We start from the raw sequence: 24,178 nt of genomic DNA on the forward strand, positions 1-24,178 counted from the left end.
TACATGATGTTCCCGCCATGCAAATAAGCTCTGCTTAACAATATTGCGGGGCCGATCATAGGAAACGCCTTGGAAAGCGGTGCATCAATCTGATAGCGCAATGAAATGCCCAGCACACCCGCCGCCGCCGCCCGCCAGATCCTGATCCGATTGCAGGAGGTGATGGCCGCGCGCAACAGCGCCCAGGCCAAGCTGAACAAGGTGGTGGAGATTATCGGCGAGTCGCTGTCGAGTGAGGTCTGTTCCATCTATCTGGTGCGCGAGGGCGTGCTGGAACTGTTCGCGACGCGCGGACTGAAGCAGGAAGCGGTGCATGTCACCCGCATGGCGATGGGCGAAGGTCTGGTCGGCCTGATCGCCACCAATGTCGAGACGCTGAACCTTGACGAGGCGGCGTCGCACCCGGATTTTTCCTATCGCCCGGAAACCGGCGAGGAACTGTTCCACAGCTTTGCCGGCGTGCCGATCGTACGGCGCGAGCGCGCCATCGGCGTCCTGTGCGTACAGCATGCGGACCCGCGCAAATATGAGGAAGTCGAGATCGAGGCGCTCCAGACCGTCGCGATGGTGATGTCGGAACTGATCGCCAATGCCGAACTGGCCGATGACGGCCCCGCCGACGCGCGCATCGCCGATACCGGCACCAACATGCGCAACGGGCTGCAACTGGTGATGGGCATGGCGCGGGGCCATGTCGTCTTCCACCAGCCGCGCGTCCATATCGAACATACCGTCGCGGAAGATACCGAGGCGGAGCGGCAGCGCGTCATTTCCGCCTTTGCCAAGATGCGCGAGCAGATCGACCGGATGACCGGCGCGGCCGAGTTCGGCATGGAGGGCGAGCATCAGGAGGTGCTCGAAACCTACAAGATGTTCGCCTATGACGAGGGCTGGACGCGGCGCATCAACGAGGCGATCGACAGCGGCCTGACCGCGGAGGCGGCGATCGAGCGGGTGCAGCAGCGCACGCGGATGCGGATGCGGCAGATCGACGATCCGCTGCTGTCCGACCGGATGCACGATCTGGAGGATCTGGCCAACCGGCTGCTGCGGATCGTGTCGGGGCAGTTGGGCACGGCGGCGCAGATGGGCCTGCGGCAGGACGCGATCCTGATCGCGCGCAATCTGGGGCCGGCGGAGCTGCTGGAATATGACCGGCGGCGGCTGAAGGGCGTGATCCTGGAGGAAGGATCGCTGACCGCCCATGTCACCATCGTCGCGCGGGCCATGGGCGTGCCGGTGCTGGGCCGGGTGCGCGACATCCGCCATCTGGTAAATGAAGGCGATCTGGTGCTGATGGACGTCGGCGCCAATGCGCTGCTGATCCGCCCGACCGCCGACATGGAGGAGGCGTTCGAGAATAAGCTGCATGTGACGCAAAAGCGCCGCGCCGAATTTACCGCCATGCGCGACCTGCCGTCGGTGACGGCGGACGGGCAGCGGGTGGAATTGATGGTCAATGCCGGCCTGCGCGAGGATGCGCAGGCGCTGGACCTGGTCGGTGCGGACGGCATCGGCCTGTTCCGCACCGAGTTTCAGTTTCTGGTATCGGCGACGCTGCCGCAGCGCGAGAAGCAGCAGCGGCTCTATAAGGATGTGCTGGATGCCGCCGGGGATCGGCCCGTCATCTTCCGCACCGTCGATATCGGCGGGGACAAGGCGCTCCCTTACATGCAGCGCGACGATGACGAGCATGAGGATAATCCGGCAATGGGCTGGCGCGCGCTGCGGCTGGCGCTGGACCGGGACGGGTTGATGAAGGCGCAGGCGCGCGCGCTGCTGGAGGCGAGCGCGGGCAAGATGCTGCACATCATGTTCCCGATGGTGTCGGAACCCTGGGAATATGAGCAGGCGCGCGCGCTGGTCGAGCATCAGCGCGAATGGCTGGTATCGCAGAAGAAGAAGCTGCCGATCGCGGTGAAATATGGCGCGATGCTGGAAGTGCCGGCGCTGGCCGAAGTGCTGGACCTGTTGCTGCCCAAGTTGGATTTCCTGTCGATCGGCACCAACGACCTGACGCAGTTCCTGTTCGCCGCCGACCGGGCGCATCCCAAGCTGGCCGAGCGCTATGACTGGTTGAGCATCGCCATCCTGCGCTTCCTGGATCGGGTGGTGCGCACCTGCCACGATCATCAGGTGCCGGTCGGCGTCTGCGGCGAGATGGGCGGGCGGACGCTGGAGGCGATGGCGCTGATCGGCCTTGGCATCCGTCGCCTGTCGATCACGCCGGCGTCGGTCGGTCCGGTCAAGGCGATGATCCGCGCGGTCGATGCCGAGGAATTGCGTGTGCTGATGCGCGAAATGCTCGACAGCGGGACGCTCGACATTCGCGCGGGGCTGACGCAATGGGCGGTCGAACGGAATATCGAACTCAGCTGAATTGGCGGGATGCGGCGTTGACAACGCCCGTCCCGCAATGAGACAAGGCCGACCATTACAGGTCGCGGAGCAGCATGGCAGACGAAGCAGAAACCGAAGCCGGCGCCATTGGCGCGCCGGAAGCGCAGCCTTCCACCCCCGGCGCGAAGTTGCGCGCCGCGCGGGAGGCGCAGGGCCTTTCCCTACAGGACGTCGCCACCCGCACACGCATTGCCGTGCGTCAGTTGGATGCGGTCGAGCGGGACGATTATGCCGCTTTGCCGGGCATTCCCTATGCCGTTGGTTTTGCCCGGGCCTATGCCCGCGCGGTCGATCTGGATGAGGTGACGATCGCCGCAGAGGTGCGCCATGGCGTGCATAACAGCGATATCGGTGCCAACCGTTATGAAGCGTTCGAGCCGGTCGATCCGGCACGGGTGCCATCGCGCACGTTGGCCTGGACTGCCGCGCTGATCGTGGTCGTGCTGATCGCGGGCTTCACCATCTGGCGCACCCAGTTGCTGACGCCGCCGACGGCCGAGGAGATTGCGCAGGACAAGCAGGAAGCGACCGCTGCGCGCCCCGCAGGCGCTGCCCCGGCCGCGCCGGTCGTGCAGACCGTGGTGTTCACCGCCGTGGATGATGTGTGGCTGCGCATCGTGGACGAGGCGGGCGAGCGCCTGAAGGACGGGACGCTCAAGAAGGGCGAGAGCTTCACCCTGCCGGCCAATGCCAAGGGGCCCACCATCCTGACCGGTCGTCCGCAGGCGCTGAGCGTTACGGTGGGGGGCAAGGTGATCCCGCCGCTGGGCGCGCCCGATCGTACCATTTCCGACGTGCCTGTGAGTGCCACGGCGCTGCTGGCGCGGGCGGCGGAAACGCCGGCGGCGCCTGCCGCCGCACCCGCAACAACGCCTGCGCGGGCGCCGGCAGCCCGGCCGGCCCAGCGGCCGACGACAGCGGCGCCTTCGGCATCCAATGGCCAGATCGCCGGTCAGCCGGGCGGGTTGAGCGTGCCATTGCCCGCTGCGCCGGCACCTGCGCCAGCGACGGGCAGCACGACCGGCACCCAACCCTGAGCAACTGTTTGAAGAATGCGCGAAAGAGCGCATTTTCGATACGGTGCCAGCCCGCACCCCCACCCCGCCGCTCATCAGGGTACCATGTCTGGGTGGCCAGGTAGGGGTTCGGGCTGGCGCGGGGCACCAAAGCTGTACTTCCAAACGGCCCTGCGCCATGTCGCGCTTTACCGCGCGAAATAACGGCTTATGGTTAAGCCACCAGATTTAGTCGGGGAACATCATGCGTAACGCCCTCTTTGCGACATCGGCAGTGCTGCTGGCGATGGCTGCGCCCGCCATCGTTCAACCCGCCGCCGCCCAGAGCGCGCCGGTGGAGGTGCGGGTCGATCGGCTGGAAAAGGAAATGCGCGCGGTGCAGCGCAAGGTTTTCCCGGCCGGCACGCCGCTGGAGGCCGAGATCGTGCGCCCGGCCACGCCGACGGTGGCGCCCGGATCGCCGGCTTCGACGCCGATCGCGGATTTGACCGCACGGGTGGGCGCGCTGGAATCGCAACTGGCCTCCGTCACCGGCCAGGTGGAAGAGAATAGCTACAAGCTGCGCCAGCTGGAGGAGGCCTTCAACAAATATAAGGCCGAGAATGAGGCGCGCATGGCGCCGGTCGAGCCGGCCCCCGCGCCGCGCCCGACGACCGCTGCGCCGGTCGCGGCAGAGCCAGCGACGCCGGTGGCGGTCGCGCCCCGGCCTGCAGCGCCCAAGCCGGCCGCGCCCAGGCCCGCGGCCCCCGCGCCCGCGAGCGAGGAGCGCAAGACCGCCGTGGCAGGGATCGAGCGGCCCGATACGGGCGATGCGGCGAGCGACGCCTATAATTATGGCTTCCGCCTGTGGGATGCGAAATTCTATCCTGAGGCGCAGGGTCAGTTGAAGGCGACGGTGGAGAAATATGGCGCCAGCCCGATCGCCAGCAAGGCGCAGAATCTGCTGGGCCGCGCCTATCTGGACGATGGCAAGCCGGCGCTCGCTTCGGTCGCTTTCTACGAAAATTATCAGAAGCGGCCGCGTGGCGACCGCGCCCCCGACAGCCTGGCCTATCTGGGCGAGGCGCTGATCCAGCTGAAGAAGCCAGCCGATGCCTGCAAAGTCTATCAGGAACTGGAGCAGGTCTATGGTGAAAGCCTGTCCAATGGCTTGCGCGGCATGATGACCGCAGGGCGTGCCAAGGCAAAGTGCAGCTAAACAGCGACAGCGCGGCGCTGGCGGCGCGGCTGATGGTGGCGACGCAGGCGCTGGTCGGGGACGATCCGGCGACCCGTTTCGGCGTGGCCGTTTCGGGCGGGCCGGACAGCATGGCGCTGTTGCTGCTGGCGGCGCGCGCCTTTCCGGGGCGGGTCGCGGCGGTCACGGTCGACCATCAATTACGCGCAGCATCGGCGGACGAGGCGGCGATGGTTGCGGGCTGGTGTGCGGGGCAGGCTATCGCGCATGCGACGCTGACGCCGGATGGCGCCGTGGCGGGCAATGTCCAGGCCTGGGCGCGGGCGATGCGATACCGGATGATCGAGAATTGGCGCGCCGCGCAGGGGATCGACTGGATCATGACCGCGCATCATGCCGACGACCAGTTGGAAACCATGCTGATGCGGCTGAACCGGGGATCGGGCGTCGCCGGCCTTGCCGGGGTGCGGTCGCGGTCCGGCCGGGTGATCCGGCCGTTGCTGGCGGTGCGCAAGGCTGAATTGCAGGCCTTGGCGCAGGCCGAGGGGCTGCCCCATGTCCATGATCCGTCGAACGCCGATCCGCGTTTCGACCGGGCGGCGATGCGGATGGCGCTGACGAATGCGCAATGGCTGGACGCGCAGGCGGCGGGGCGCAGCGCGGCGGCGCTGGCGGACGCCGAGGCTGCGCTCGTCTGGAGCGTGGCGGAACTGGCGCAGGCGCATGTGCGCAGCGACGGGGATGGCTGGCGACTGGAGCGGACCGACCTGCCGCGCGAATATCTGCGGCGGCTGGTGCTGCATATGCTGGCGCTGGCCGATGCGCCCGTGCCGCGGGGCGACAGCCTGGACCTTGCCATGGTGGAGGCCGCGGCGGGGCGGCAGACCAGTCTGGGCGACTGGTTGCTGAAAGGGGGCGCATGCTGGCGGTTGATGCCCGCGCCGCCGCGCCGCTGAAGGATCGTTACGGAAAGGTTCCACGGGCCGTCGCATCTGTTCCACGGCCTGCCGATTCGGTGGGGTCTGCTGACCTTTCCTTAATCGGTTTGCGCTTTAATCCTGCCCGCGACTTTTGCGGGGATTGAGCGTAAGATGGTGGAGTTTGCGGCGCTGACCTATGGCCTTTTGGCCAGTGTCATTCTTTCGGCGGCGAAGCGGAACAGGAAGCTGGCGCGGCCGCATCCACCGCTGTTGCTTTATGTGGGCTATCTGCTGTGCGGCCTGTCGGCCGGTCTGGCGCTGGCGCTGGGCTATGTTGCGCTGACTCTGCTGGGCGGCGCCTGACCACAGGCCAGGTAGAGCGGCGAGAAAGGCGCGAAATAGCGGGCAGGGCGGGCTTTGCCCTGCTTGCGCTTTTGCGGGCGCGCCCTATCTTGGCCGGTGAAAGTGAGTGATGATGAACGACGAGAAAGACCCGCAGGGCAACCCCTGGATCAAGAGCGCCATGATTTGGGCGGGCGTGATCGTCGCCCTGCTGCTGTTCGTGTCGCTGTTCGACAGCCGGACGACGTCCGGCGCGGGGACCGGCATCGCCTATTCGGAATTCCGTTCCAAGGTGCAGGAAGGGCAGGTCAAGGACGTCGCGATCGCGCCGGACCGGATCAGCGGCACCCTGTCGAGCGGCCAGAAATTCACCACCGTTCCGGTCAATGATCCGGGCCTCACCGGCCTGCTCGATGACTATAATGTCAAATATTCCGGTCAGGCGCAGGACCAGCCGAGCTTCTGGCAGATATTGCTCTATCAGTCGCTGCCGTTCCTGCTGATTCTGGGCATCGCTTTCTTCGTGCTGCGCCAGATGCAGAAGGGCGGCGGCGCCGGTGGCGCGATGGGCTTTGGCAAGTCCAAGGCCAAGCTGCTGACCGAAAAGCATGGCAAGGTGACGTTTGACGACGTCGCCGGCATTGACGAAGCGCGCGAGGAATTGCAGGAAATCGTCGAATTCCTGAAAGATCCGAGCAAGTTTGCGCGACTGGGCGGCAAGATCCCCAAGGGCGCGCTGCTGGTCGGTTCGCCCGGTACCGGCAAGACGCTGCTGGCGCGTGCCATCGCGGGTGAGGCGGGCGTGCCCTTTTTCACCATCTCCGGTTCCGACTTTGTCGAAATGTTCGTCGGCGTCGGCGCCAGCCGTGTGCGTGACATGTTCGAGCAGGCCAAGAAGAATGCGCCCTGCATCGTCTTCATCGATGAAATCGACGCGGTTGGACGTCATCGTGGCGCGGGCCTGGGCAATGGCAATGACGAGCGCGAACAGACGCTGAACCAGCTGCTCGTCGAAATGGACGGCTTCGAGGCGAATGAGGGCATCATCATCGTTGCGGCGACCAACCGCCCCGATGTGCTGGACCCTGCGCTGCTGCGTCCGGGCCGCTTCGACCGTCAGGTCGTGGTGCCGCGCCCGGATATCGAGGGCCGCGAGAAGATTCTGGCCGTCCATATGAAGAAGGTGCCGCTGGCGCCCGACGTCAACCCGCGCACCATTGCGCGCGGCACGCCGGGTTTCTCGGGTGCTGATCTGGCCAACCTCGTCAACGAAGCAGCGCTTACTGCAGCGCGGCGTGGCAAGCGGCTGGTCGCTATGGACGAGTTCGAATCGGCCAAGGACAAGGTCATGATGGGTGCGGAACGCCGTTCCATGGTCATGACCGACGACGAGAAGAAAATGACCGCCTATCATGAGGCCGGCCATGCCATCGTGTCGGTGCATGAACCCGCGTCCGACCCGATCCATAAGGCGACGATCATCCCGCGCGGCCGTGCGCTGGGCATGGTGATGCGCCTGCCGGAGCGGGACAGCTATTCCTATCACCGCGACAAGATGCACGCGAACATGGCTGTGGCCATGGGCGGCCGCGTGGCCGAGGAAATCATCTTCGGCTATGACAAGGTGTCGTCGGGCGCTTCGGGCGATATCCAATATGCCACCAAGCTGGCGCGCGACATGGTCACCCAGTGGGGCATGTCGGACAAGCTGGGCCCGCTGCAATATGAAGAGCAGCAGGGCGAAACCTTCCTGGGCTATTCGCAGAGCCAGCGCGTCCATATGTCGGACGAGACGGCCAAGCTGATCGACAAGGAAATTCGCGGGCTGGTGGAGCAAGGCTATGCCCGCGCGCAGGAATTGCTGAAGGGTCATGAAGACCAGTTGCACCTGCTGGCGAATGCGATGCTGGAATATGAAACGCTCTCGGGCGAGGAAATCAAGGCGTTGCTGGACAAGGGTGAGATCACCCGCGACGACGGCACGACAATCAAGCCGTCGGTGATCCCGGCGGCGGGTTCCTCCATCCCGCGCACGCGTAAGCGCAAGGGGCCGTTTGGCGAGGCGTCTCCCGCCGGGGCCTGAATATGAATATAGGCCGTAGGGATTGAAAAAGGGGCGGGGCCGATGGTCCCGCCCCTTTTCATTTTCACATGTTCGTCATGTGGCGGGTTCACATGAGCGACGTTGGCCGGAACCTGTGTCGCGCATTTTCTGGTCTATCTTGTTGAAATTGAAGCTCGGTCTGTCAAAAGGACGGCTGCTTTGACTAAACCGGGATCATGAACGCTGTTGTTGTCGCACGCCTGTCACCACCCGGACGAGGTGGAACTGGACCTTGTCACGCTGGCAGGTGACGAGGGTCGGCCCGGCATTTTCGGCGGTTATGAAGAGGCGGACCCGTCGCCGGCCGCGATCATCCTGTATCAGGAGGCTGATCCGTTGCCAGAGGGCGTGGGCCAGGCGGGCAGCGGCGCTTGCTGCCTTTCGTCGCGGAGCAAATGAAGCGGGCGCGCGCTTTGTCAGACCGGGGCCGCCGCACCGCAATAAAATGACTCAAGGGGTCTGGCCGTTTGGCGCCGGAGTGGTTACATGGGCCGCCACAAATCCCCCAGCGATCCGGTCAGCCTCCGCCCGGCTTGCACAGAAGAAAGTGGCTTTTTCCATGGACATCCGCCTTGGCCTCACCTTTGACGACGTGCTGTTGCAGCCCGCCGAATCCGATGTGCTGCCCAGCCAGGCGGATACGTCGACCCATGTGACCAAGGCGATCAAGCTCAATATCCCGATCCTGTCGTCCGCCATGGACACGGTGACGGAGGCCGACATGGCGATCGTGATGGCGCAGCTGGGCGGCATCGGGGTGCTGCATCGGAACCTGACCGTCGAGGAACAGGCCGACGCCGTCCGCGCGGTCAAGCGATTCGAAAGCGGCATGGTCGTCAACCCCATCACCATCCTGCCCACCGCCACGCTGGCCGACGCGCAGATGCTGATGCAGCGCCACAAGATCAGCGGCATCCCGGTGGTAGAACAGAGCGGTAAGCTGGTCGGCATCCTGACCCATCGCGACACCCGCTTTGCTGAAAATCCCGCACAGCCGGTCAGCGAACTGATGACCAGGGATAATCTGGCGACCGTCAAGGCGGGCGTGGGCCACGAAGAGGCCCGCCGCCTGCTGCATGCGCGCCGGATCGAGAAGCTGCTGGTGGTGGACGATGCCTATCATTGCGTGGGCCTCATCACCGTCAAGGATATCGAAAAGGCCGTCACCTATCCGCAGGCGACCAAGGATGCGTCGGGCCGGCTGCGCGTCGCCGCTGCTTCGACCGTGGGCGACAAGGGCCTGGAGCGTAGCAAGGCGCTGATCGACGCGGAATGCGACCTGATCGTCATCGACACTGCGCATGGCCACAGCAAGCAGGTCGCCGTCGCCGTCGAAGCGGTGAAGAAGCTGTCCAACCATGTGCAGGTCGTCGCCGGCAACGTCGCCACGGCTGAGGCGACCAAGGCGCTGATCGGCGCGGGCGCGGATTGCGTGAAGGTCGGTATCGGGCCGGGGTCGATCTGCACCACCCGCGTCGTCGCGGGCGTGGGCGTGCCGCAGCTGACCGCCGTGATGGATTCGGCCGAGGAAGCGCACAAGCATGGCGTGCCGGTGATCGCCGACGGTGGCCTGCGTACGTCGGGCGACGTGGCGAAGGCACTGGCGGCGGGCGCGGGCTGCGTCATGGTCGGATCGCTGCTGGCGGGCACGGCCGAAGCACCGGGCGAGACGTTCCTCTATCAGGGCCGCGCCTATAAGAGCTATCGCGGCATGGGCAGCGTCGGCGCGATGGCGCGCGGCAGCGCCGACCGCTATTTCCAGGCGGATATCAAGGACCAGATGAAGCTGGTGCCCGAAGGGATTGAAGGCCAGGTGCCGTTCAAGGGCCCGGCCAAGGATGTCATTCACCAGCTGGTCGGCGGGGTGAAGGCGGCGATGGGCTATACCGGCAGCGCCACAATCAAGGATTTGCAGGAACGCGCGCGCTTCGTGCAGATCACCAATGCGGGCCTGTCGGAAAGCCATGTCCATGACGTGACGATCACGCGGGAAGCGCCCAATTATCCGACGCGGTAAACAGAAAATTCCCCTCCCTTTTTAGGGAGGGGTTAGGGGTGGGTGCGCGCATAGCGAGCGGCTATCCCGGCGGTTGCAGGCGCCGCGGTTGCGGCGCACCCACCCCCGGCCCCTCCCTAAAAAGGGAGGGGGGAAGGTATAGATGACCCCCTCTGCCCGTATTCAGGCCGCGATCGACCTGTTGGATGCCATCATCGCGTCGGCGCGCGATGGCGGGCCGGCGGCCGATACGCTGATCGCACGCTATTTCAAGGAACGGCGCTATGCCGGGTCGCGGGACCGGCGGGCGGTGCGCGATCATGTTTATGATGCGATCCGCCGGGCGGCCGAGCGACCCGAGACGGGGCGCGAAGCCATGATCGGCTTGGCGCTGGAGCGGCCGGAGATCGCTGCCTTGTTCGACGGATCGGCCCATGCGCCACTGCCGATCGAACCGGGCGAAGCGGGCGCCGTTGCCGGTGCCGTGCCGGGCTGGTTGCAGCCTTTGCTGGCCGCTCCGGTGGAGCAGGATGCGCTGCTGGGCCGCGCGCCGGTCGATGTGCGCGTCAATCGGTTGAAGGCTGAACCGGCCGCTGTCCTGCCGATGTTTCCCGATGCGGTGGCGATCGATGGACTGGCGGACGGAATGCGCCTGCCCGAAGGCTATCCGATCGAACAGCAGGCCGTCTGGAAGGACGGGCTGGTCGAGGTGCAGGATGCCGGTAGCCAGTGGATTTCGGCGGCCTGTGGCGCGCAGCCGGGCATGACCGTGGTGGACCTGTGCGCGGGTGCGGGTGGCAAGACGCTGGCGCTGGCCGCGGCGATGGCTGGCAAAGGTACGCTGATTGCGGCGGACACGATCCGGTCGCGACTGGCACGGCTGGAGCCGCGCGCCGAAAGGGCCGGGGCGACTTTCATCGAGACGCTGTTGCTGGACCAGAGCCACGAGGCACGCGGGCTGGAGAGGCTGTACGGCAAGGCGGACGTGGTGCTGGTCGATGCGCCCTGTTCGGGCACCGGCACCTGGCGGCGCAATCCCGAGGCGCGCTGGCGACTGACGCAGGCGCGGCTGGACCGGCTGGTCGCCGAACAGGCCCGTATCCTCGATTTCGCGGCGCCTTTGCTGGCGCCCGGCGGCCTGCTGGTTTACGCTACCTGCGCGCTGACCGATCGGGAAGGGCGGGGGCAGGTGGATGCCTTCCTGTCGCGCCATGCCGGCTGGAGCGCCGAGGCAATCGACCTGCCCGTGGGCCGCGCCCATGGCGACGGACTGTTGCTGACGCCGAGCCATGACGGCAGTGATGGGTTCTTCTTTGCGCGGCTGCGGCGGGGGGCGTGAAACAGGCCATGGACAAGCGCCCGCAAAATAGCGACACTTGTTCTGAATCAGCGCCTGAAACATGGCTGGAGATAATGATGCGTTTCACCCCTGCCTCGATCGCCCTCGCCGTCGTCCTGACCACCGTGTCGAGCGTGGGATTGAGCCAGAAGCCGGACAGCCAGATCAGCCCGCAGTCGGTGGAATGGCAGAAGGCAGGCGAGGCCGCGCATAAGGCCGGCAATCTGGAAGGCGCGACCGACGCGCTGGAAAGCGCGCTGGCGATCGATCCGCGCAACCGCGCCGCCTATGTCGAACTGGCCGAGGTTGCACGCGCGCAGGGGCTTCAGGGCAAGGCGATCCGCCTGTACAAGGAAGCGCTGCTGCTGGACCCGACCGATGTCGCTGCGCTGGCGGGACAGGGCGAGGCGATGGTCGAGAAGGGCGCGATCGCCAGGGCCAAGGAGGTGCTGGCGCAGGCGCAGGCCGTGTGCAAGGGCGATTGCGCACCGGTCGGCAAGCTGTCGGCCGCGATCCAGAAGGGGCCGCCGGCCGTTGCCATGACGACAGCGAAAGACACCGATCCTGCGGCCAAGAAGGCGCCGACCGAGACACAATAAGTGGGGGGCAGGCACCGGGCGTATCAAACGTCCGACCGTTCCTGTTCGCACTGAGCCTCTATTCTTCCGGCTAAGGGGCCTCGACAGGCTCAGCCCGAACGGAACTGGGGTAACGGCTTCTCAACCATGCGTGCGGTGCTTTGACTTTGCGGCCTGTGCACGGCAAGGCCGGGGCTATGGGCGCATGCAGCGTCCCCTTCGCTGGCGAGATTTTCCATGACCTTCACCGACTTCGACGTCGACCTGTTCCTGCGCGATTATTGGCAGAAGAAGCCGCTGCTGATCCGCAACCCGTGGGGGCAATGGACCAATCCTGTCGAACCGGACGAACTGGCGGGGCTGGCCTGCGAGGAAGGGATCGAATCGCGGCTGATCGGCCGGGCGGACGGGCGCTGGACGGTCGAGCATGGGCCGCTGCCGGAGGATCGCTTCGGGCGGATGGGGGATCAGCCCTGGACGCTGCTGGTGCAGGCGGTCGACATGCATGTGCCCGATGTCGCGGCGCTGATCGCGCCCTTTCGTTTCGTGCCCAACTGGCGGATCGATGATGTGATGGTCAGCTATGCCACCGATGGCGGGGGCGTGGGTGCGCATTATGACCAGTATGACGTGTTCCTGGTTCAGGGGTTGGGCCGGCGGCGCTGGCGCGTGGGGCAGCATTGCGATGCCGACACGCCGCTGCTGGTGCAGGAGGATCTGCGCCTGCTGGCCGAGTTCGATCAGACGGACGAATGGGTGCTGGAGCCGGGCGACATCCTCTATGTACCGCCGGGGGTGGCGCATGATGGCGTCGCTGTGGGCGACGACTGCATGACCTATTCGGTCGGTTTCCGTGCGCCGGCGCGCAGCGAACTGGTGGAGCAGTTTTGCGCCCATGTCGTCGGCGAGATGGAGGAGGATGACCGCTATGCCGACCCCGACCTGACCGTACAGACCAATCCGGGCGAGATCGGCGCAGCGGCGCTCAAGCGGTTGCAGGCGATGGTGATGGACGCGGTCAGCGATCCGGTGGCCTTTGCCCGATGGTTCGGAACTTACAGCAGCGAGCGCAAATATCCCGAACTGGATTTCCGGCCGGACGAACCGATCGCGGACGAAGATGTGCGCGAACTGGTGGACGAGGGCGTGGCGCTCTGCCGCAATCCGGCGAGCCGCTTTGCCTATGTGGCGCAGGAGGACGAGGCGGTGACGCTGTTCGTGGACGGGCAGGCCCATGATTACAGCGGGGCGGCGGCGGTGCTGGCCGCGCAATTATGCGCGGCGGATGTGCTGACGGTCGATCCTGCCTTGCTGGAGGATGTGGCGGCGGTGGACCTGATCGTGACACTGTTCAATGAGGGCAGTGTCAGCTTCGACCCGGAGGATTGAACGATCCGCACGCGGTTGAGCATCTGCGCGAAGAAGACGCGCTTTGCGAGCGAGGAAGCGGCGCTGGCGGTGGCGTTGCGCGCGGACGCGCCGCTGCGGCCCTATCGGTGCGACCGGTGCCGGCAATTTCACCTGACCAGCCGGACCAAGGGCAAGCGGGTGCCGCGGGCCTTGATCTCAGGAAGTCAGCCGACCTGAACTTCCCGCCACTCGCCCGGTTGCAGGCCGTCGAGCGTCCAGTCGCCGATGCGCCAGCGTATGAGACGCAGCGTGGGATAGCCGACGGCGGCGGTCATGCGGCGGACCTGCCGGTTGCGGCCTTCGCGGATGGTGAGGCTGATCCAGCTATCGGGGATGCTCTTGCGCACGCGGATCGGGGGATTGCGGGGCCAGATGTCCGGCGCGTCGATCCGCTGGGCGTCGGCGGGACGGGTGAGGCCGTCCTTTAGTTCCACGCCGCGGCGCAAGGCGGCCAGCGCTTCGTCCGTCACTTCGCCTTCGACCTGGGCCAGATAGGTTTTGGCGGTCTTGTATTTGGGATCGGCGATGCGAGATTGCAGGCGACCATCGTCGGTCAGCAACAGCAGCCCTTCGCTGTCGCGGTCAAGCCGGCCGGCGGGATAGACGCCGGGGATGGCGATGCAGTCCGACAGAGTCGCGCGGGCGGTGTCGGTGCCCCGGTCTGTGAATTGGGACAGCATGTCATAGGGTTTGTTGAAGAGGATCAGGCGGGGCATGACAGGCGGCCTTATCAGGAATCCGTTCGCTTCGAGCGTAGTCGAGAAGCGGCTGGTATGGCGCGATTGTTTTCGACTACGCTCGAAGCGAACGGAAAATAGATGTGGTTTACTGGCTCAATATCCGAGCGACGGCGACGAATTCCTCGACGCTGACCGTTTCGGCGCGGCGTTGCGGGTCGATGCCGACCTGATCCAGCGCGTCGAGCGCGCCCGGAAGCCCCTTGAGGCTCTGGCGCAGCATCTTGCGCCGCTGGCCGAAGGCGGCGGCGGTCAGCCGTTCGAGAAATTTGAGCTCCACCCCATCGGGCGCGGGCTTGGCCGTGATGTGTACGACGGCAGACATGACTTTTGGCGGCGGCGTGAAGGCGCTGCGGTGGACCTTCATCGCGATTTTCGCGTCACTGCGCCATTGGGAAAGCACGGCGAGGCGGCCATAATGGTCGGTGCCGGGCTTGGCGACGATGCGTTCGGCCACTTCCATCTGGAACATCAAGGTCAGGCTGGACCACCACGGAAGCGGCGACCAGTCGGCCGACAGCCAGCCGACCAGCAAAGGCGTGCCGACATTATAGGGCAGGTTGGCGATGATGTGGGCGCCCGCGCCCGCCTCGGCGCGGGCGTCGACCTGCATCGCGTCGCCGGAAATGACGCGGAGCTGGCCGGGGAAGGCGTTCTCCAGTTCGGCGAGGGCGGGCAGGCAGCGATGATCGCGCTCGACCGCGACGAGCCGGGCGCCGGCCCGCAATATGGCGCGGGTCAGGCCGCCGGGACCGGGGCCGACCTCGAACGCCGGGGCGTCCGTCAGCGGACCGGGGATGGCGGCGATTCGGTCCAGCAACTGTTCGTCAAGCAGGAAATTCTGGCCGAGCGCCTTGCTGGCGGCGAGGCCATGGCGCGCGATCACGTCGCGCAGCGGAGGAAGAGCCGGGCGCGTGTCAGCCATGTGCGATGCGGGCGCGGGCGGCTTCGGCCGCCATCTTGAGCGCGGCGATCATCGCGCCGGGATTGGCGCTGTCGGTGCCGGCGATGCCGAAGGCGGTGCCATGGTCGGGCGAGGTGCGCACGATCGGCAGGCCCAGCGTGATGTTGACGCCATCGTCGAAATTCAGCGTCTTGATCGGGATCAGCGCCTGGTCGTGATACATGCAGAGCGCGGCGTCATAGGTTTCGCGGGCGCGGGCGTGGAACATGCCGTCGGCGGCGAGCGGGCCGACGATGTCGAGGCCATCGAGGCGCAGCAGTTCGATCGCGGGGCGAATCACGTCAATCTCTTCCCGCCCCAAGGTGCCATTTTCGCCGGCATGGGGGTTGAGGCCGGCGACCGCGAGGCGCGGACGGGCGATGCCGAAATTGCGTTGCAGCCCCTTGGCGGTCGTGAGCGCGCGGGCGCGGATCAGGTCGATGGTGAGGACCGAAGGCACATCCGCCAAAGCAATATGGATCGTGATCGGCACGACCTTCAAGGACGGACCGGCGAGCATCATCACCGCATTATGCGCCGACACGCCGCACCGTTCGGCGACAAATTCGGTCTGGCCCGGATGGGTGAATCCGACGCCGTACAGCTGCTCCTTGCCCACCGGCGCGGTGACGATGCCGGCCGCCGACCCGGAACGGGCGAGGCCGACCGCTACTTCCAACGCCTGAAAGGCAGTGCGGGCGCCGTCGATGCTGGGTGTGCCCGGCACGACCTCGCCCGCGTCCGCGACCTGGAGGCAGGGCAGAGCGCTGTCGAAGACCGCCGCCGCTTCCTCCGGCGAACCGATCGGTGCGATCGGTCCCAGCCAGACGGCGCGCAGCGACGCGGCATCGCCGACCGCGAAGAAGGGCGGCAAGCCACGCGCTTCGCGCATCACCCAGCTTTTCGCGACGATCTCCGGCCCGATCCCGGCGGGATCGCCCAGCGACACCGCAAAGGGTGCGAGAGGCACGGCGTCAGTTATATTCGATCACCGCGTCGCGACGCAGATCGCGCAGATAGATGCGGGCGCGCTTGTTGACCCGCTCCTCTTCCAACTGGGCCATGATCTGTTCGGCATTGGGGGCGCCGGCCGATGCCGGCTCGTCACGACCGCAGACCACGAGGACGCGTACGCCATCATTGATCGAGCCGAAGGGCGGCGTCGATTCACCCACTTGCAGATTGGCGAGAATGTCCTGCAGCTGCGGCGGCAGGTCGCGCACCTTCACATTATCATTATCGACCACGTCGGCGCCGATCTTCTGCCCGACTTCATTGGCCTGGCCGCAGCCCTTGATTTCCTTGACCGCGGTGGCGAAGGCCGCGGCCTTGGCGCTGGCCTGTTCCTTGGTGGTGCCCTGCGGGAAGAGCACGGACAGTTGCTTCAGGCTGAGCAGCGAATCGCGCGGATCGGCGGTCAGCACCTTACGCTTGTCCATCAGGTAGAGCAGCGACACGCCGCCTGCGACCGGGATCGGACCGGCGATCTGGCCGACCTGCATTTCGGCGGCGGCCTGTGCCAGTTCGGGCGGCAGCTGGTTGGGACGGACCCAGCCAAGATCGCCGCCGACCGATTGTGTCGATGCTTCGGAAAATTGCCGGGCATAGGCCTGGAAGCTGCCGCCCTGCTGGATCTGCTGGATGATGTTGCGCGCGTTGGCGACGATCTGGTCCTGATTTTCCGGCGTCGCCGACAGGTAGATTTCGCCGATGCGATATTCCTCGCTGCCCTTGGCTGCATTCAGCCGGTCGACCACCGACTTCACTTCATCTTCCGACACGTTGACGAAGGGCTGGATGTTGCGGCGGAGCAGGCGGCTCCAGGCCAGTTCGCCCTCGATCTGGCGCTTGATGCTGGCGGCGGAGCTGCCCCGTTCGCGCAGATAGCTATCGAACTGGGTCGGCGACTGGCGGAAATTGGCGGCGACGCGCTCGTAACTCTGATTGACCTCGGCCGGGTCGATCTTGATGTCGTTGGCGGCGGCTTCCTGAATCTGGAGCGTTTCGTCGATCAGGTTGCGCAGAACCTGCACGCGCAGCCGTTCCTTTTCCGCTTCTTCCACCTTGCCGCCATTGGCGGTGATGATGAGGGCGAGGCGCTGGTCGATGTCGGTACCGGTGATGATCCGGTTGTTGACGATGGCCGTCGCCTTGCGGACGTTGGGATCGCTCTTGCCGAAGACGGTGACGTCCTTGGGCAGGTTCAGCTGCTGGCTCGCGACATTGCCGTCGTCATCCACAGTCTGCGCGAGAACCGGCTGAATGCCGGCGCTGAGCAGCGCGGAGGACAGGAGCAGGGTGCGAAAGCCCGAGCGGACGCCATGAAACAGGCTGTTGGGCGAGGAAACGGCAGGCAGCATCGTCGGCAATAATCTCCAATACGAACCAGCGCATGATGCGCGGGTCCGCCTTAACCGGCCCTGACGGGGATGCGGGAGCCTGTTCCTTATATGCCAATATTGCGGAAAGCTAGCCGTAGCTGGAAGCCATTGCCCTTTCGCGCGTCGCCATTGGTCTGATAGCTGCGCACCCAGGTGAAGCCCAGGGTAAGGCAATCATCCTCATAGGCGAAGCCGAGGCGATGGCGAACCGGTTCGAACCCGTCGGCTTCGCTGACCGGATCTTCCTTCGTGTCAGTGAGGTCGATGACGGTGGAACCGAAGACCGACCAGAAGCGGGCGAACTGCGCGCGGGCGCCGAGGCGGATTTCCTCGCGGTCCTGCAAATCCTCCAGCCCCGAAATGGCGTTGCGGTTGAGCCGCAGATAGCCCGCCATGACATAGGTGTTCTTGCTGCCGATCGTCGTGTCGATCTCGTTCCGACGGACCGACAGATTATCCTTGTCCAGCCGGAAGCGGTGGGTGAGGGCGATGAAATCCTTGTAGCGCACGGTGGTGCGACCGACGACGTCGGAAGTGCGGTCGGACAGGCCGGTGCCGTCGGGCAGGATGCTTTCGCGGCTGTCAAGCCGATAGCTTTGCCCGACGATGCTCTGGAGCGAGAAATTGGGCAGGTCGAGGCTATATTCGAGGCCATAGGTGACGCGCGAGCTATCTTCGAACCGGTCGTAACCGGCGAAGCGGTTGAGCGCGAAGAGGTTGCTGTCTTCCAGATCGACGGCGCGGGCATCCTCATTGGGGAGCGACAGATTGGCGATCTTGGGCGAGGCGACGATCTGGACGCGCGGAGCGATGCGCTGGACGCCGCCGAACGCTTCGCCCACGAAGGGCCAGCGCATGTCGATCGCCGCGGCCGCGATGCCGCGCGACTGCCAGCCCGGATCGCCGGCATAGCTGACAACCGAGGTCAGCGCATTGTCGCTGCTGTGATAGACGTCGCCGCGCAGGTAACCGGTGAAGGTTACTTCCTGGCCAAGGCCCGTCAGCTTGCGCAAATTCCATTCGGCCCCGACGAAGGCGCGCTGCGTATCCTGCCCATGGGTGCGGGTGATGGCGAGCGTGTTCGCCTGCAATTGCAGCACGCCGCCGAGCCATGGGTCGGTGAAGCGGTGGCGATAATCGATGAGGGGCAGCGCGATCGGCGTCTGCCCCTGCGAATCGCCCTGGCGCAGGGTCTGGACCGCCCAGCCGCGAATCGAGAAATAGCTGTCGTCGCCGATCCGCTGGGCGCCGATGGTCGAGCGCAGCCGGTCTTCGCGGCTGATGTCGTAGCGGCGCAGGAAGGTGCGGTCGGTGGCGACTCGGATCGATCCGTCCAGGCTCCATTCGGGCGACAGCTGCATCTTGCCGCTGGCGTCGAGATAGCCGCGAATATCCTTTTCGGCGTCGGTCGATACCGCGTCGCTGCCGATGCCGACGCGTCGGCCATAGGTGGCATAGCCGGTGATCGTGTAGGCGCCACGATCATAGAGGTGCCGATAATTGGCCTCCAGCATCGGCAGGACGCCGGTATAGACATGCGGGGTGATGGTGACGTCGCGGTTGGGCGCCAGCTTGAAATAATAGGGCAGCGCCGCTTCGAAACCGTTGTTACGGTCGTAGCGCAGGTTGGGGACCAGCAGGCCGCTGCCGCCGCCTTCACCCACCGGATGCGACAGGCCGGGCAGCGGAATGAGCGGCAGGCCGAATAATTCGATATTGGCGTTGGTGTAGGTGACGCGCTCGCGGGTGGGGTCGTAGACCACCTTGATCGCGTTGATCTGCCAGGTGGGTTCCTTGGGACAGCCATGGCTGTCCTCCACCGCGCAGCCGGTATAGGTGGCGCGATTGAGCGTATAGACGCCATTGACCCGCGTGCCCTTGACCGAGGCCAGACGGCCGCCGGACTGAAGCACCAGCAGCATATTGTCGACCGCGCCGTCCTTCAGCGTGTCGGTGACGTCGAAGCGGTCGCCATAGGCGATGTTGCCGTCCGGATCGATGATCGAGACATTGCCCTGCGCCTCGACCTTGCCGCTGTTGCGATCCCACACGATCTTGTCCGCGCGCAGCCGGTTGCCCTCGCGCAGCAACTGGACATTGCCGTTGGCGGTCACGACCTCGCTATTGCTGTCATATTGCAGCGCGTCGGCGGCGAAGCCTATCTGGTCGTCACTTGCCGGCACCGGCGCGTCGGGCGCGCTGATCGGGGCGGCAGGCTCGTTCAGCTCAGGCTCGTTCAGCTGCTGCGCCAGCGCGTGCGGCGCGGCGCCAAGCGCGGCGCTGCCCAGCAAGGCGGCGCGGAAGGAAAGGGAGAACAGGGCGTTTTGCAAGCGGTGGTGCCTCATCGACAGGCGCATCTGGCTGTCCCGCCTATCGCACAGAGGCCGCGTGGGCAATCGCCCGTCGTGCATTGGCCATGGGAAAATCGGTCGAACGGCTTTGCCAGACGGGGAAAGCCGCACTATCTGGCAGACAAGAGCGCGGTTCGCGCCGCATGCAACAAGAGGAAAAGAGCCCCGATGGATATCCAGTTCAGCCCGACCCGCCCCGAAGCAGACACGCTGGCCTTCGTCGTGCCCAAGGGCGGATTCGATGCCCTGCCGCTGGCCGCTGCGCCGGTACTGGCGGCCGGTGCCGCTGCGTCGCGCTTCACGGGGGAGACGGGCACGAGCTTCGAGAGCTTCATCGAGGAAGGCGGCAAGATGCTGCGCGTGCTGTTGCTGGGCGTGGGCGCTGGCAGCGAGACGGATTATGAGAAGGCCGGCGCGGCGCTGACCGCCAAGCTGAACACCAGCGGTGCGACCCATGCCGCCGTGGAATTTTTCGGCGGGGCGAGCGCCGATCAGGCCGCGCATCTGGCGCTGGGCGTCAAGCTGCGCGGCTGGCGGATCGACACCTATCGCACGCGCCAGCCTGAAAAGGCGAAGCCGACGCTGAAGACGGTGACTTTGGTCGCGGCCGGAGCGGAAGCAGCGTGGGAAAAGCTGTCGGCGGTCGCGGCAGGCGTGGCCTTCACCCGCGAACTGGTGTCCGAGCCGGCGAATATCCTCTATCCTGAGAGCTTCGTGGAGCGTTGCCAGCATCTGAGCGAGCTGGGCATCAAGATCACCGTGCTGGACAAGGCGGCGATGGAAGCGCTGGGCATGGGATCGCTGCTGGGCGTGGCGCAGGGTAGCGTGCGTGAAGCGCGTCTGCTCGCGATGGAGTGGGACGGCACCGGTGGCACGTCGGACAAGCCGGTCGTCTTCGTCGGCAAGGGCGTGACCTTCGACACCGGCGGCATTTCCATCAAGCCGGCCGCCGGCATGGAAGACATGAAGTGGGACATGGGCGGCGCGGGCGCGGTTGCCGGCGCGATGAAGGCGCTGGCCGGGCGCAAGGCGAAGGCGCATGTCGTGGGCATTTGCGGCCTGGTCGAGAATATGCCCGACGGCAATGCGCAGCGCCCCGGCGACATCGTGACATCCCTGTCGGGCCAGACCATCGAGGTGCTGAACACCGACGCCGAAGGCCGTCTGGTGCTGTGCGATGCGCTGACCTGGGCGCAGCGCACCTACAAGCCCGACGTGATCGTCGATCTTGCCACGCTGACCGGCGCGATCATCGTGTCGCTCGGCACCGAATATGCGGGTATCTTCTCTAACGACGACGATCTGGCCAATGACCTGATGGCGGCGGGGCAGGCGGCGGGCGATCCGCTGTGGCGCTTCCCGCTGTCGCCGGCCTATGACAAGCTGATCGACAGCCCGATCGCCGACATGAAGAATATCGGCCCGCGTTTCGGCGGGTCGATCACCGCCGCGCAGTTCCTTAAGCGCTTCATCGAGGACGGCGTGAAATGGGCGCATCTCGACATTGCCGGCATGGTGTGGGCGGACAAGCCCGGCGCGACCTGGGACAAGGGCGCAACCGGCTATGGCGTGCGCCTGATCGACCGGTTCGTGGCCGAGAAGTTCGAGGCATAAACAAACCTCTCTTCCGTTCGGGCTGAGCCTGTCGAAGCCTTGCTCTTCTGAAGAAGTGTGGCCCTTCGACAAGCTCAGGGCGAACGGGTTTTGGATGGAGCCTATGCAGGTCGATTTCTACCAGTTGAGCCGCGATCCCGTGGACCAGGTGCTGCCCGCGATCGCGGCGCGCATCCTGGGCCTGGGCGCGCGGCTGCTGGTGGTGGCGCAGGAGGCCGATCGGCTGGAGCGGATATCGCAGGGCCTGTGGGCCGGGGCGCCGGAGAGCTTTCTGGCGCATGGCCGGGCGGGCGAGGGTGGGGAGGCGCATCAGCCGATCCTGCTGGCCACGACCTGCGACGCCGCGAACGGCGCGCGGCATGTTGCGCTGGCCGATGGCGTCTGGCGCGAGGAAGCGTTGGGTTTCGAGCGGGCTTTCTACTTTTTCGACGCCGACACGATCGAGGGCGCGCGGGCAAGCTGGCGCGCGCTGAGCAAGGCGGAAGGCGTGGAACCGCGCTTCTGGCGGCAGGAAGGTCGCAAATGGGTGCAGGGGCCGTAGGCGGGTCGTCAGGCTGCCCAGCCGGGCCTGCGAGCGCACTGTTCTGCGCTCCGGTGCTCAACATCACGCTTCTCGACTCCGCCTGAACGACCTGCCCACGCACGTAAGCGAAGCCTCTTGCGGCCCGGCCCGCCCGCGTCTAAAGGGCGCGCAACTTTATTTCCAACCATCCGGAGTATTGAGGGCTATGGCCGTCACGCGCACTTTCTCGATCATCAAGCCCGACGCGACCCGTCGCAACCTGACCGGCGCCGTCACCAAGATGCTGGAAGAAGCCGGCCTGCGCGTCGTCGCTTCCAAGCGCATCCGCATGAGCCGCGAACAGGCCGAAGGCTTTTATGCCGTTCACAAGGAACGCCCCTTCTTCGCCGATCTGGTCGCCTTCATGATTTCCGGCCCGGTCGTCGTGCAGGTTCTGGAAGGTGAAAATGCCGTGACCCGCAACCGCGACATCATGGGCGCCACCAACCCCGCCAATGCCGATGCCGGCACCATCCGCAAGGAACTGGCCGAATCGATCGAAGCCAATTCGGTCCATGGTTCGGACAGCGAAGAAAATGCCGCGATCGAAATCGCCTATTTCTTCAAGCCGGAAGAAATCGTCGGCTAATCACCGATTGTCCGCAAGGACGCAAAAAAAAGGCCCGGCGCTCCCATGGAACGGCCGGGCTTTTTCTTTATCGCTCCACATCGGTTTGAAGCGAGTGGGGTGCGGTTCAGTGCGGCTGAACCCGCGCTGGCGCTTCGACCTTGGGTGTCTCGGGCGTGCGCGCCTTCACGAACAATTGCCAGGAGGACACCGCCAGCACGGCGGCCAGCAGCGGTTGCAGCACCTTGTCGGGGGCGTGGGAGGACAGATAGCTGCCGACGATCACGCCGGGGATGGAGCCGATCAAGAGGTTCATCAGCAGCACGCCGTTGACGTCGCCCATCAGCCAGTGGCCAGTGCCGGCAATCAGCGCCAGCGGCACGGCATGGGCGATGTCGGACCCGACGATGCGGGCGACCGGCAGGCGCGGGTAGAGGACCAGCAGCACCGTCACGCCGATCGCGCCGGCACCGACCGAGGAGAGCGACACGGCCACGCCGATGAGCGCGCCCAGCGCCGTGGTGCCATAAAATGTAGTGCCGGCCGAATGGGTGGTGCCCAGATCCGCGCGATGGCGGAACAGCCATTTGCGGCCGATCACCGCCACCGATGTCAGCGCCAGCAGCGAGGCGAGCGAGAGCAGGATGATATGCTCGGTCGATTTGCCGACATCGCCGATCCAGCCGAGCACCAGCAGGGTGACGAGCGCGGCCGGTACGCTGCCTGCGGCCATGCGGCGGACGATCGGCCATTCGATCGTGTCGCGCTTGCCATGGACGGCCGACCCGACGATCTTGGTCAGGGCCGCGAAGAGCAGGTCGGTGCCCACGGCGGTCTTGGCGCTGACGCCGAACATCAGCACCAGCAGCGGCGTCATCAGCGATCCGCCGCCGACGCCGGTTACCCCCACAAGCACACCGACCAGAAGCCCGGCTATGGCATGGAAAAGGTCGATCGATTCCATCACGCTCATGGCGCCTGTCTGTTCCTTATCTGCATGTTCAGCAATCCCCTGCGCCCTCTTCCAGCCGTTTCAACGCTGTAAGACAAGCTCTTTTCGCGTTTCAGGGGGAGAAGCAGGACTTGTCCTATCCTTGGGTAAGGCGCGCCCAGCGGGCATCGACCGTCGCCTGGGCCTTGTCGCCCCTGACTGTTTCCACGCGTGACAGGCCGCGCAGCGCCAGGCTGTGCCCGGCGATCCAGCGGCCCGCTATGCCATAGCCGATGTCGTAGAGGGCGACATTCTCATGCGCGTCGCCGCCCACGACGAAGCGGGTGGTGATGACGACCGGCAGCCGTTCGTCGCCGACGCTGTCGTCGGGCAGCCTGGCCTTGGCCCGTGCCTTTTTGAGCGCACTGTCGAACCAGCCGGCCTCGATCCGCGGATCGCCGGTGGTGTCGACCGGCGCAATGCCGAGCGCGCGGGGGAAGAGGATGGTCTGGCTCTGGATCACCTGGTCGGGATCGGTGGGCCTGAGCGCGATCCGGTCATCCTTCACCGAATCGGCGTTCAGCACCAGCGCGGCGGCGCGGCTGGAGGCCTTGCGACTTTCGGCGGCCCGTTCCGCAGCCTTGTCCGCGCGCTCGTCCTTCTTGTCCGCCCAGTTGAGATAGAGGGTGAGGGCGGAGATGAGCACGGCCAGAACCGCCAGAACTTCGCCCAGCGTGATCCAGCGACGGCGAATCGCGGCGGCTTCCGCAGCGCGGGCCTCCTTGGGCGTATCGGGCGTGTCGCTCATG

Annotated in this window: 22 protein-coding genes; 15 read left to right on the forward strand and 7 right to left on the reverse strand. The window is 65.7% G+C overall.

The window, feature by feature from the left end; translation table 11 throughout:
- The first annotated feature begins 105 nt into the window (after positions 1-105).
- The 12 genes from ptsP to ACNHGR_RS18500 all read left to right on the forward strand — a co-directional run bounded on the left by ptsP (position 106) and on the right by ACNHGR_RS18500 (position 13,459).
- Positions 106-2,379 (forward strand): phosphoenolpyruvate--protein phosphotransferase, encoded by a 2,274-nt coding sequence (ptsP, locus tag ACNHGR_RS18445; protein WP_475287939.1) that lies wholly within the window; start codon positions 106-108, stop codon positions 2,377-2,379.
- Between the two features lie 74 nt (positions 2,380-2,453).
- The gene (locus ACNHGR_RS18450) at positions 2,454-3,437 is read left to right on the forward strand and encodes a helix-turn-helix domain-containing protein (protein WP_475287940.1); all 984 of its coding nucleotides are present in this window, start codon (positions 2,454-2,456) and stop codon (positions 3,435-3,437) included.
- A gap of 223 nt (positions 3,438-3,660) precedes the next feature.
- A complete protein-coding gene (locus ACNHGR_RS18455) occupies positions 3,661-4,614 on the forward strand; it encodes a hypothetical protein (RefSeq protein ID WP_475287942.1) in 954 nt (317 codons plus the stop codon).
- Positions 4,605-5,549, forward strand: coding sequence for a tRNA lysidine(34) synthetase TilS (tilS, locus tag ACNHGR_RS18460; RefSeq protein ID WP_475287943.1), 945 nt, complete (start codon positions 4,605-4,607; stop codon positions 5,547-5,549). The genes ACNHGR_RS18455 and tilS overlap by 10 nt, the downstream gene beginning before the upstream one ends.
- Before the next feature lie 135 nt (positions 5,550-5,684).
- Positions 5,685-5,876 (forward strand): hypothetical protein, encoded by a 192-nt coding sequence (locus ACNHGR_RS18465; protein WP_184270355.1) that lies wholly within the window; start codon positions 5,685-5,687, stop codon positions 5,874-5,876.
- A 112-nt stretch (positions 5,877-5,988) separates the two neighbouring features.
- Positions 5,989-7,938 carry an ATP-dependent zinc metalloprotease FtsH gene (gene ftsH, locus ACNHGR_RS18470; protein WP_184272447.1) on the forward strand — a complete coding sequence of 650 codons (1,950 nt, stop codon included), beginning with the start codon at positions 5,989-5,991 and terminating at the stop codon, positions 7,936-7,938.
- Between the two features lie 210 nt (positions 7,939-8,148).
- Positions 8,149-8,358, forward strand: coding sequence for a hypothetical protein (locus tag ACNHGR_RS18475; protein ID WP_184270358.1), 210 nt, complete (start codon positions 8,149-8,151; stop codon positions 8,356-8,358).
- Between the two features lie 160 nt (positions 8,359-8,518).
- Positions 8,519-9,976 (forward strand): IMP dehydrogenase, encoded by a 1,458-nt coding sequence (gene guaB, locus ACNHGR_RS18480; RefSeq protein ID WP_184270361.1) that lies wholly within the window; start codon positions 8,519-8,521, stop codon positions 9,974-9,976.
- 142 nt (positions 9,977-10,118) lie between these two features.
- Complete coding sequence (locus ACNHGR_RS18485) at positions 10,119-11,294, forward strand: RsmB/NOP family class I SAM-dependent RNA methyltransferase (protein ID WP_475287944.1); 1,176 nt, start codon at positions 10,119-10,121, stop codon at positions 11,292-11,294.
- A 77-nt stretch (positions 11,295-11,371) separates the two neighbouring features.
- Entirely contained in the window at positions 11,372-11,893 is a 522-nt protein-coding gene (locus tag ACNHGR_RS18490; RefSeq protein ID WP_475288474.1) for a tetratricopeptide repeat protein, read from the forward strand.
- A gap of 216 nt (positions 11,894-12,109) precedes the next feature.
- Positions 12,110-13,261, forward strand: coding sequence for a ribosomal protein uL16 3-hydroxylase (locus ACNHGR_RS18495; RefSeq protein WP_475287946.1), 1,152 nt, complete (start codon positions 12,110-12,112; stop codon positions 13,259-13,261).
- A 15-nt stretch (positions 13,262-13,276) separates the two neighbouring features.
- Positions 13,277-13,459 (forward strand): hypothetical protein, encoded by a 183-nt coding sequence (locus tag ACNHGR_RS18500; RefSeq protein ID WP_475287948.1) that lies wholly within the window; start codon positions 13,277-13,279, stop codon positions 13,457-13,459.
- On the opposite strand, the gene ACNHGR_RS18505 is transcribed toward ACNHGR_RS18500, so the two are convergent.
- The 5 genes from ACNHGR_RS18505 to ACNHGR_RS18525 form a co-directional block, all read right to left on the reverse strand.
- The gene (locus tag ACNHGR_RS18505; protein ID WP_475287950.1) at positions 13,447-13,998 is read right to left on the reverse strand and encodes a pseudouridine synthase; all 552 of its coding nucleotides are present in this window, start codon (positions 13,996-13,998) and stop codon (positions 13,447-13,449) included. The two genes, ACNHGR_RS18500 and ACNHGR_RS18505, sit on opposite strands and share 13 nt — an antisense overlap.
- Positions 13,999-14,107: 109 nt before the next feature.
- Positions 14,108-14,944, reverse strand: coding sequence for a 16S rRNA (adenine(1518)-N(6)/adenine(1519)-N(6))-dimethyltransferase RsmA (gene rsmA, locus ACNHGR_RS18510; protein WP_475287952.1), 837 nt, complete (start codon positions 14,942-14,944; stop codon positions 14,108-14,110).
- Positions 14,937-15,932 carry a 4-hydroxythreonine-4-phosphate dehydrogenase PdxA gene (gene pdxA, locus ACNHGR_RS18515; protein ID WP_475287954.1) on the reverse strand — a complete coding sequence of 332 codons (996 nt, stop codon included), beginning with the start codon at positions 15,930-15,932 and terminating at the stop codon, positions 14,937-14,939. Before pdxA ends, rsmA begins: the two co-directional genes overlap by 8 nt.
- Before the next feature lie 4 nt (positions 15,933-15,936).
- On the reverse strand, positions 15,937-17,322 hold the full coding sequence (locus ACNHGR_RS18520; protein WP_184270380.1) for a peptidylprolyl isomerase: 1,386 nt from the start codon (positions 17,320-17,322) through the stop codon (positions 15,937-15,939).
- Between the two features lie 86 nt (positions 17,323-17,408).
- Positions 17,409-19,688, reverse strand: a complete 2,280-nt coding sequence (locus tag ACNHGR_RS18525; RefSeq protein ID WP_475287955.1) for an LPS-assembly protein LptD — start codon at positions 19,686-19,688, stop codon at positions 17,409-17,411.
- Positions 19,689-19,862: 174 nt separating this feature from the next.
- Here ACNHGR_RS18525 and ACNHGR_RS18530 point away from each other — a divergent pair, with 174 nt between their 5' ends.
- The 3 genes from ACNHGR_RS18530 (at position 19,863) to ndk (ending at position 22,459) form a co-directional block, all read left to right on the forward strand.
- Positions 19,863-21,308: a leucyl aminopeptidase gene (locus tag ACNHGR_RS18530; protein ID WP_475287957.1), complete on the forward strand. Its 1,446-nt coding sequence runs from the start codon at positions 19,863-19,865 to the stop codon at positions 21,306-21,308.
- Between the two features lie 103 nt (positions 21,309-21,411).
- On the forward strand, positions 21,412-21,849 hold the full coding sequence (locus ACNHGR_RS18535; protein ID WP_184270390.1) for a DNA polymerase III subunit chi: 438 nt from the start codon (positions 21,412-21,414) through the stop codon (positions 21,847-21,849).
- Positions 21,850-22,036: 187 nt separating this feature from the next.
- On the forward strand, positions 22,037-22,459 hold the full coding sequence (gene ndk / locus ACNHGR_RS18540) for a nucleoside-diphosphate kinase (RefSeq protein WP_004210674.1): 423 nt from the start codon (positions 22,037-22,039) through the stop codon (positions 22,457-22,459).
- Positions 22,460-22,565: 106 nt separating this feature from the next.
- Here ndk and ACNHGR_RS18545 read toward each other — a convergent pair whose 3' ends face one another.
- Complete coding sequence (locus tag ACNHGR_RS18545; RefSeq protein ID WP_184270393.1) at positions 22,566-23,411, reverse strand: sulfite exporter TauE/SafE family protein; 846 nt, start codon at positions 23,409-23,411, stop codon at positions 22,566-22,568.
- Positions 23,412-23,526: 115 nt separating this feature from the next.
- The gene (locus tag ACNHGR_RS18550) at positions 23,527-24,177 is read right to left on the reverse strand and encodes a hypothetical protein (RefSeq protein ID WP_184270397.1); all 651 of its coding nucleotides are present in this window, start codon (positions 24,175-24,177) and stop codon (positions 23,527-23,529) included.
- Position 24,178: the final 1 nt, after the last annotated feature.

Source organism: Sphingobium sp. RS1 (assembly GCF_056156825.1).

Excerpts from the sequence above, each read along its gene's own strand:
- ptsP (WP_475287939.1), top strand. The coding sequence starts at position 106 with ATGCCCAGCACACCCGCCGCCGCCGCCCGCCAGATCCTGATCCGATTG.
- ACNHGR_RS18450 (WP_475287940.1), top strand. The coding sequence starts at position 2,454 with ATGGCAGACGAAGCAGAAACCGAAGCCGGCGCCATTGGCGCGCCGGAA.
- ACNHGR_RS18455 (WP_475287942.1), top strand. The coding sequence starts at position 3,661 with ATGCGTAACGCCCTCTTTGCGACATCGGCAGTGCTGCTGGCGATGGCT.
- ACNHGR_RS18465 (WP_184270355.1), top strand. The coding sequence starts at position 5,685 with ATGGTGGAGTTTGCGGCGCTGACCTATGGCCTTTTGGCCAGTGTCATT.
- ftsH (WP_184272447.1), top strand. The coding sequence starts at position 5,989 with ATGAACGACGAGAAAGACCCGCAGGGCAACCCCTGGATCAAGAGCGCC.
- guaB (WP_184270361.1), top strand. The coding sequence starts at position 8,519 with ATGGACATCCGCCTTGGCCTCACCTTTGACGACGTGCTGTTGCAGCCC.
- ACNHGR_RS18485 (WP_475287944.1), top strand. The coding sequence starts at position 10,119 with ATGACCCCCTCTGCCCGTATTCAGGCCGCGATCGACCTGTTGGATGCC.
- ACNHGR_RS18490 (WP_475288474.1), top strand. The coding sequence starts at position 11,372 with ATGCGTTTCACCCCTGCCTCGATCGCCCTCGCCGTCGTCCTGACCACC.
- ACNHGR_RS18495 (WP_475287946.1), top strand. The coding sequence starts at position 12,110 with ATGACCTTCACCGACTTCGACGTCGACCTGTTCCTGCGCGATTATTGG.
- ACNHGR_RS18505 (WP_475287950.1), bottom strand. The coding sequence starts at position 13,998 with ATGCCCCGCCTGATCCTCTTCAACAAACCCTATGACATGCTGTCCCAA.
- rsmA (WP_475287952.1), bottom strand. The coding sequence starts at position 14,944 with ATGGCTGACACGCGCCCGGCTCTTCCTCCGCTGCGCGACGTGATCGCG.
- ACNHGR_RS18520 (WP_184270380.1), bottom strand. The coding sequence starts at position 17,322 with ATGCTGCCTGCCGTTTCCTCGCCCAACAGCCTGTTTCATGGCGTCCGC.
- ACNHGR_RS18525 (WP_475287955.1), bottom strand. The coding sequence starts at position 19,688 with ATGAGGCACCACCGCTTGCAAAACGCCCTGTTCTCCCTTTCCTTCCGC.
- ACNHGR_RS18530 (WP_475287957.1), top strand. The coding sequence starts at position 19,863 with ATGGATATCCAGTTCAGCCCGACCCGCCCCGAAGCAGACACGCTGGCC.
- ACNHGR_RS18535 (WP_184270390.1), top strand. The coding sequence starts at position 21,412 with ATGCAGGTCGATTTCTACCAGTTGAGCCGCGATCCCGTGGACCAGGTG.
- ndk (WP_004210674.1), top strand. The coding sequence starts at position 22,037 with ATGGCCGTCACGCGCACTTTCTCGATCATCAAGCCCGACGCGACCCGT.
- ACNHGR_RS18545 (WP_184270393.1), bottom strand. The coding sequence starts at position 23,411 with ATGAGCGTGATGGAATCGATCGACCTTTTCCATGCCATAGCCGGGCTT.
- ACNHGR_RS18550 (WP_184270397.1), bottom strand. The coding sequence starts at position 24,177 with ATGAGCGACACGCCCGATACGCCCAAGGAGGCCCGCGCTGCGGAAGCC.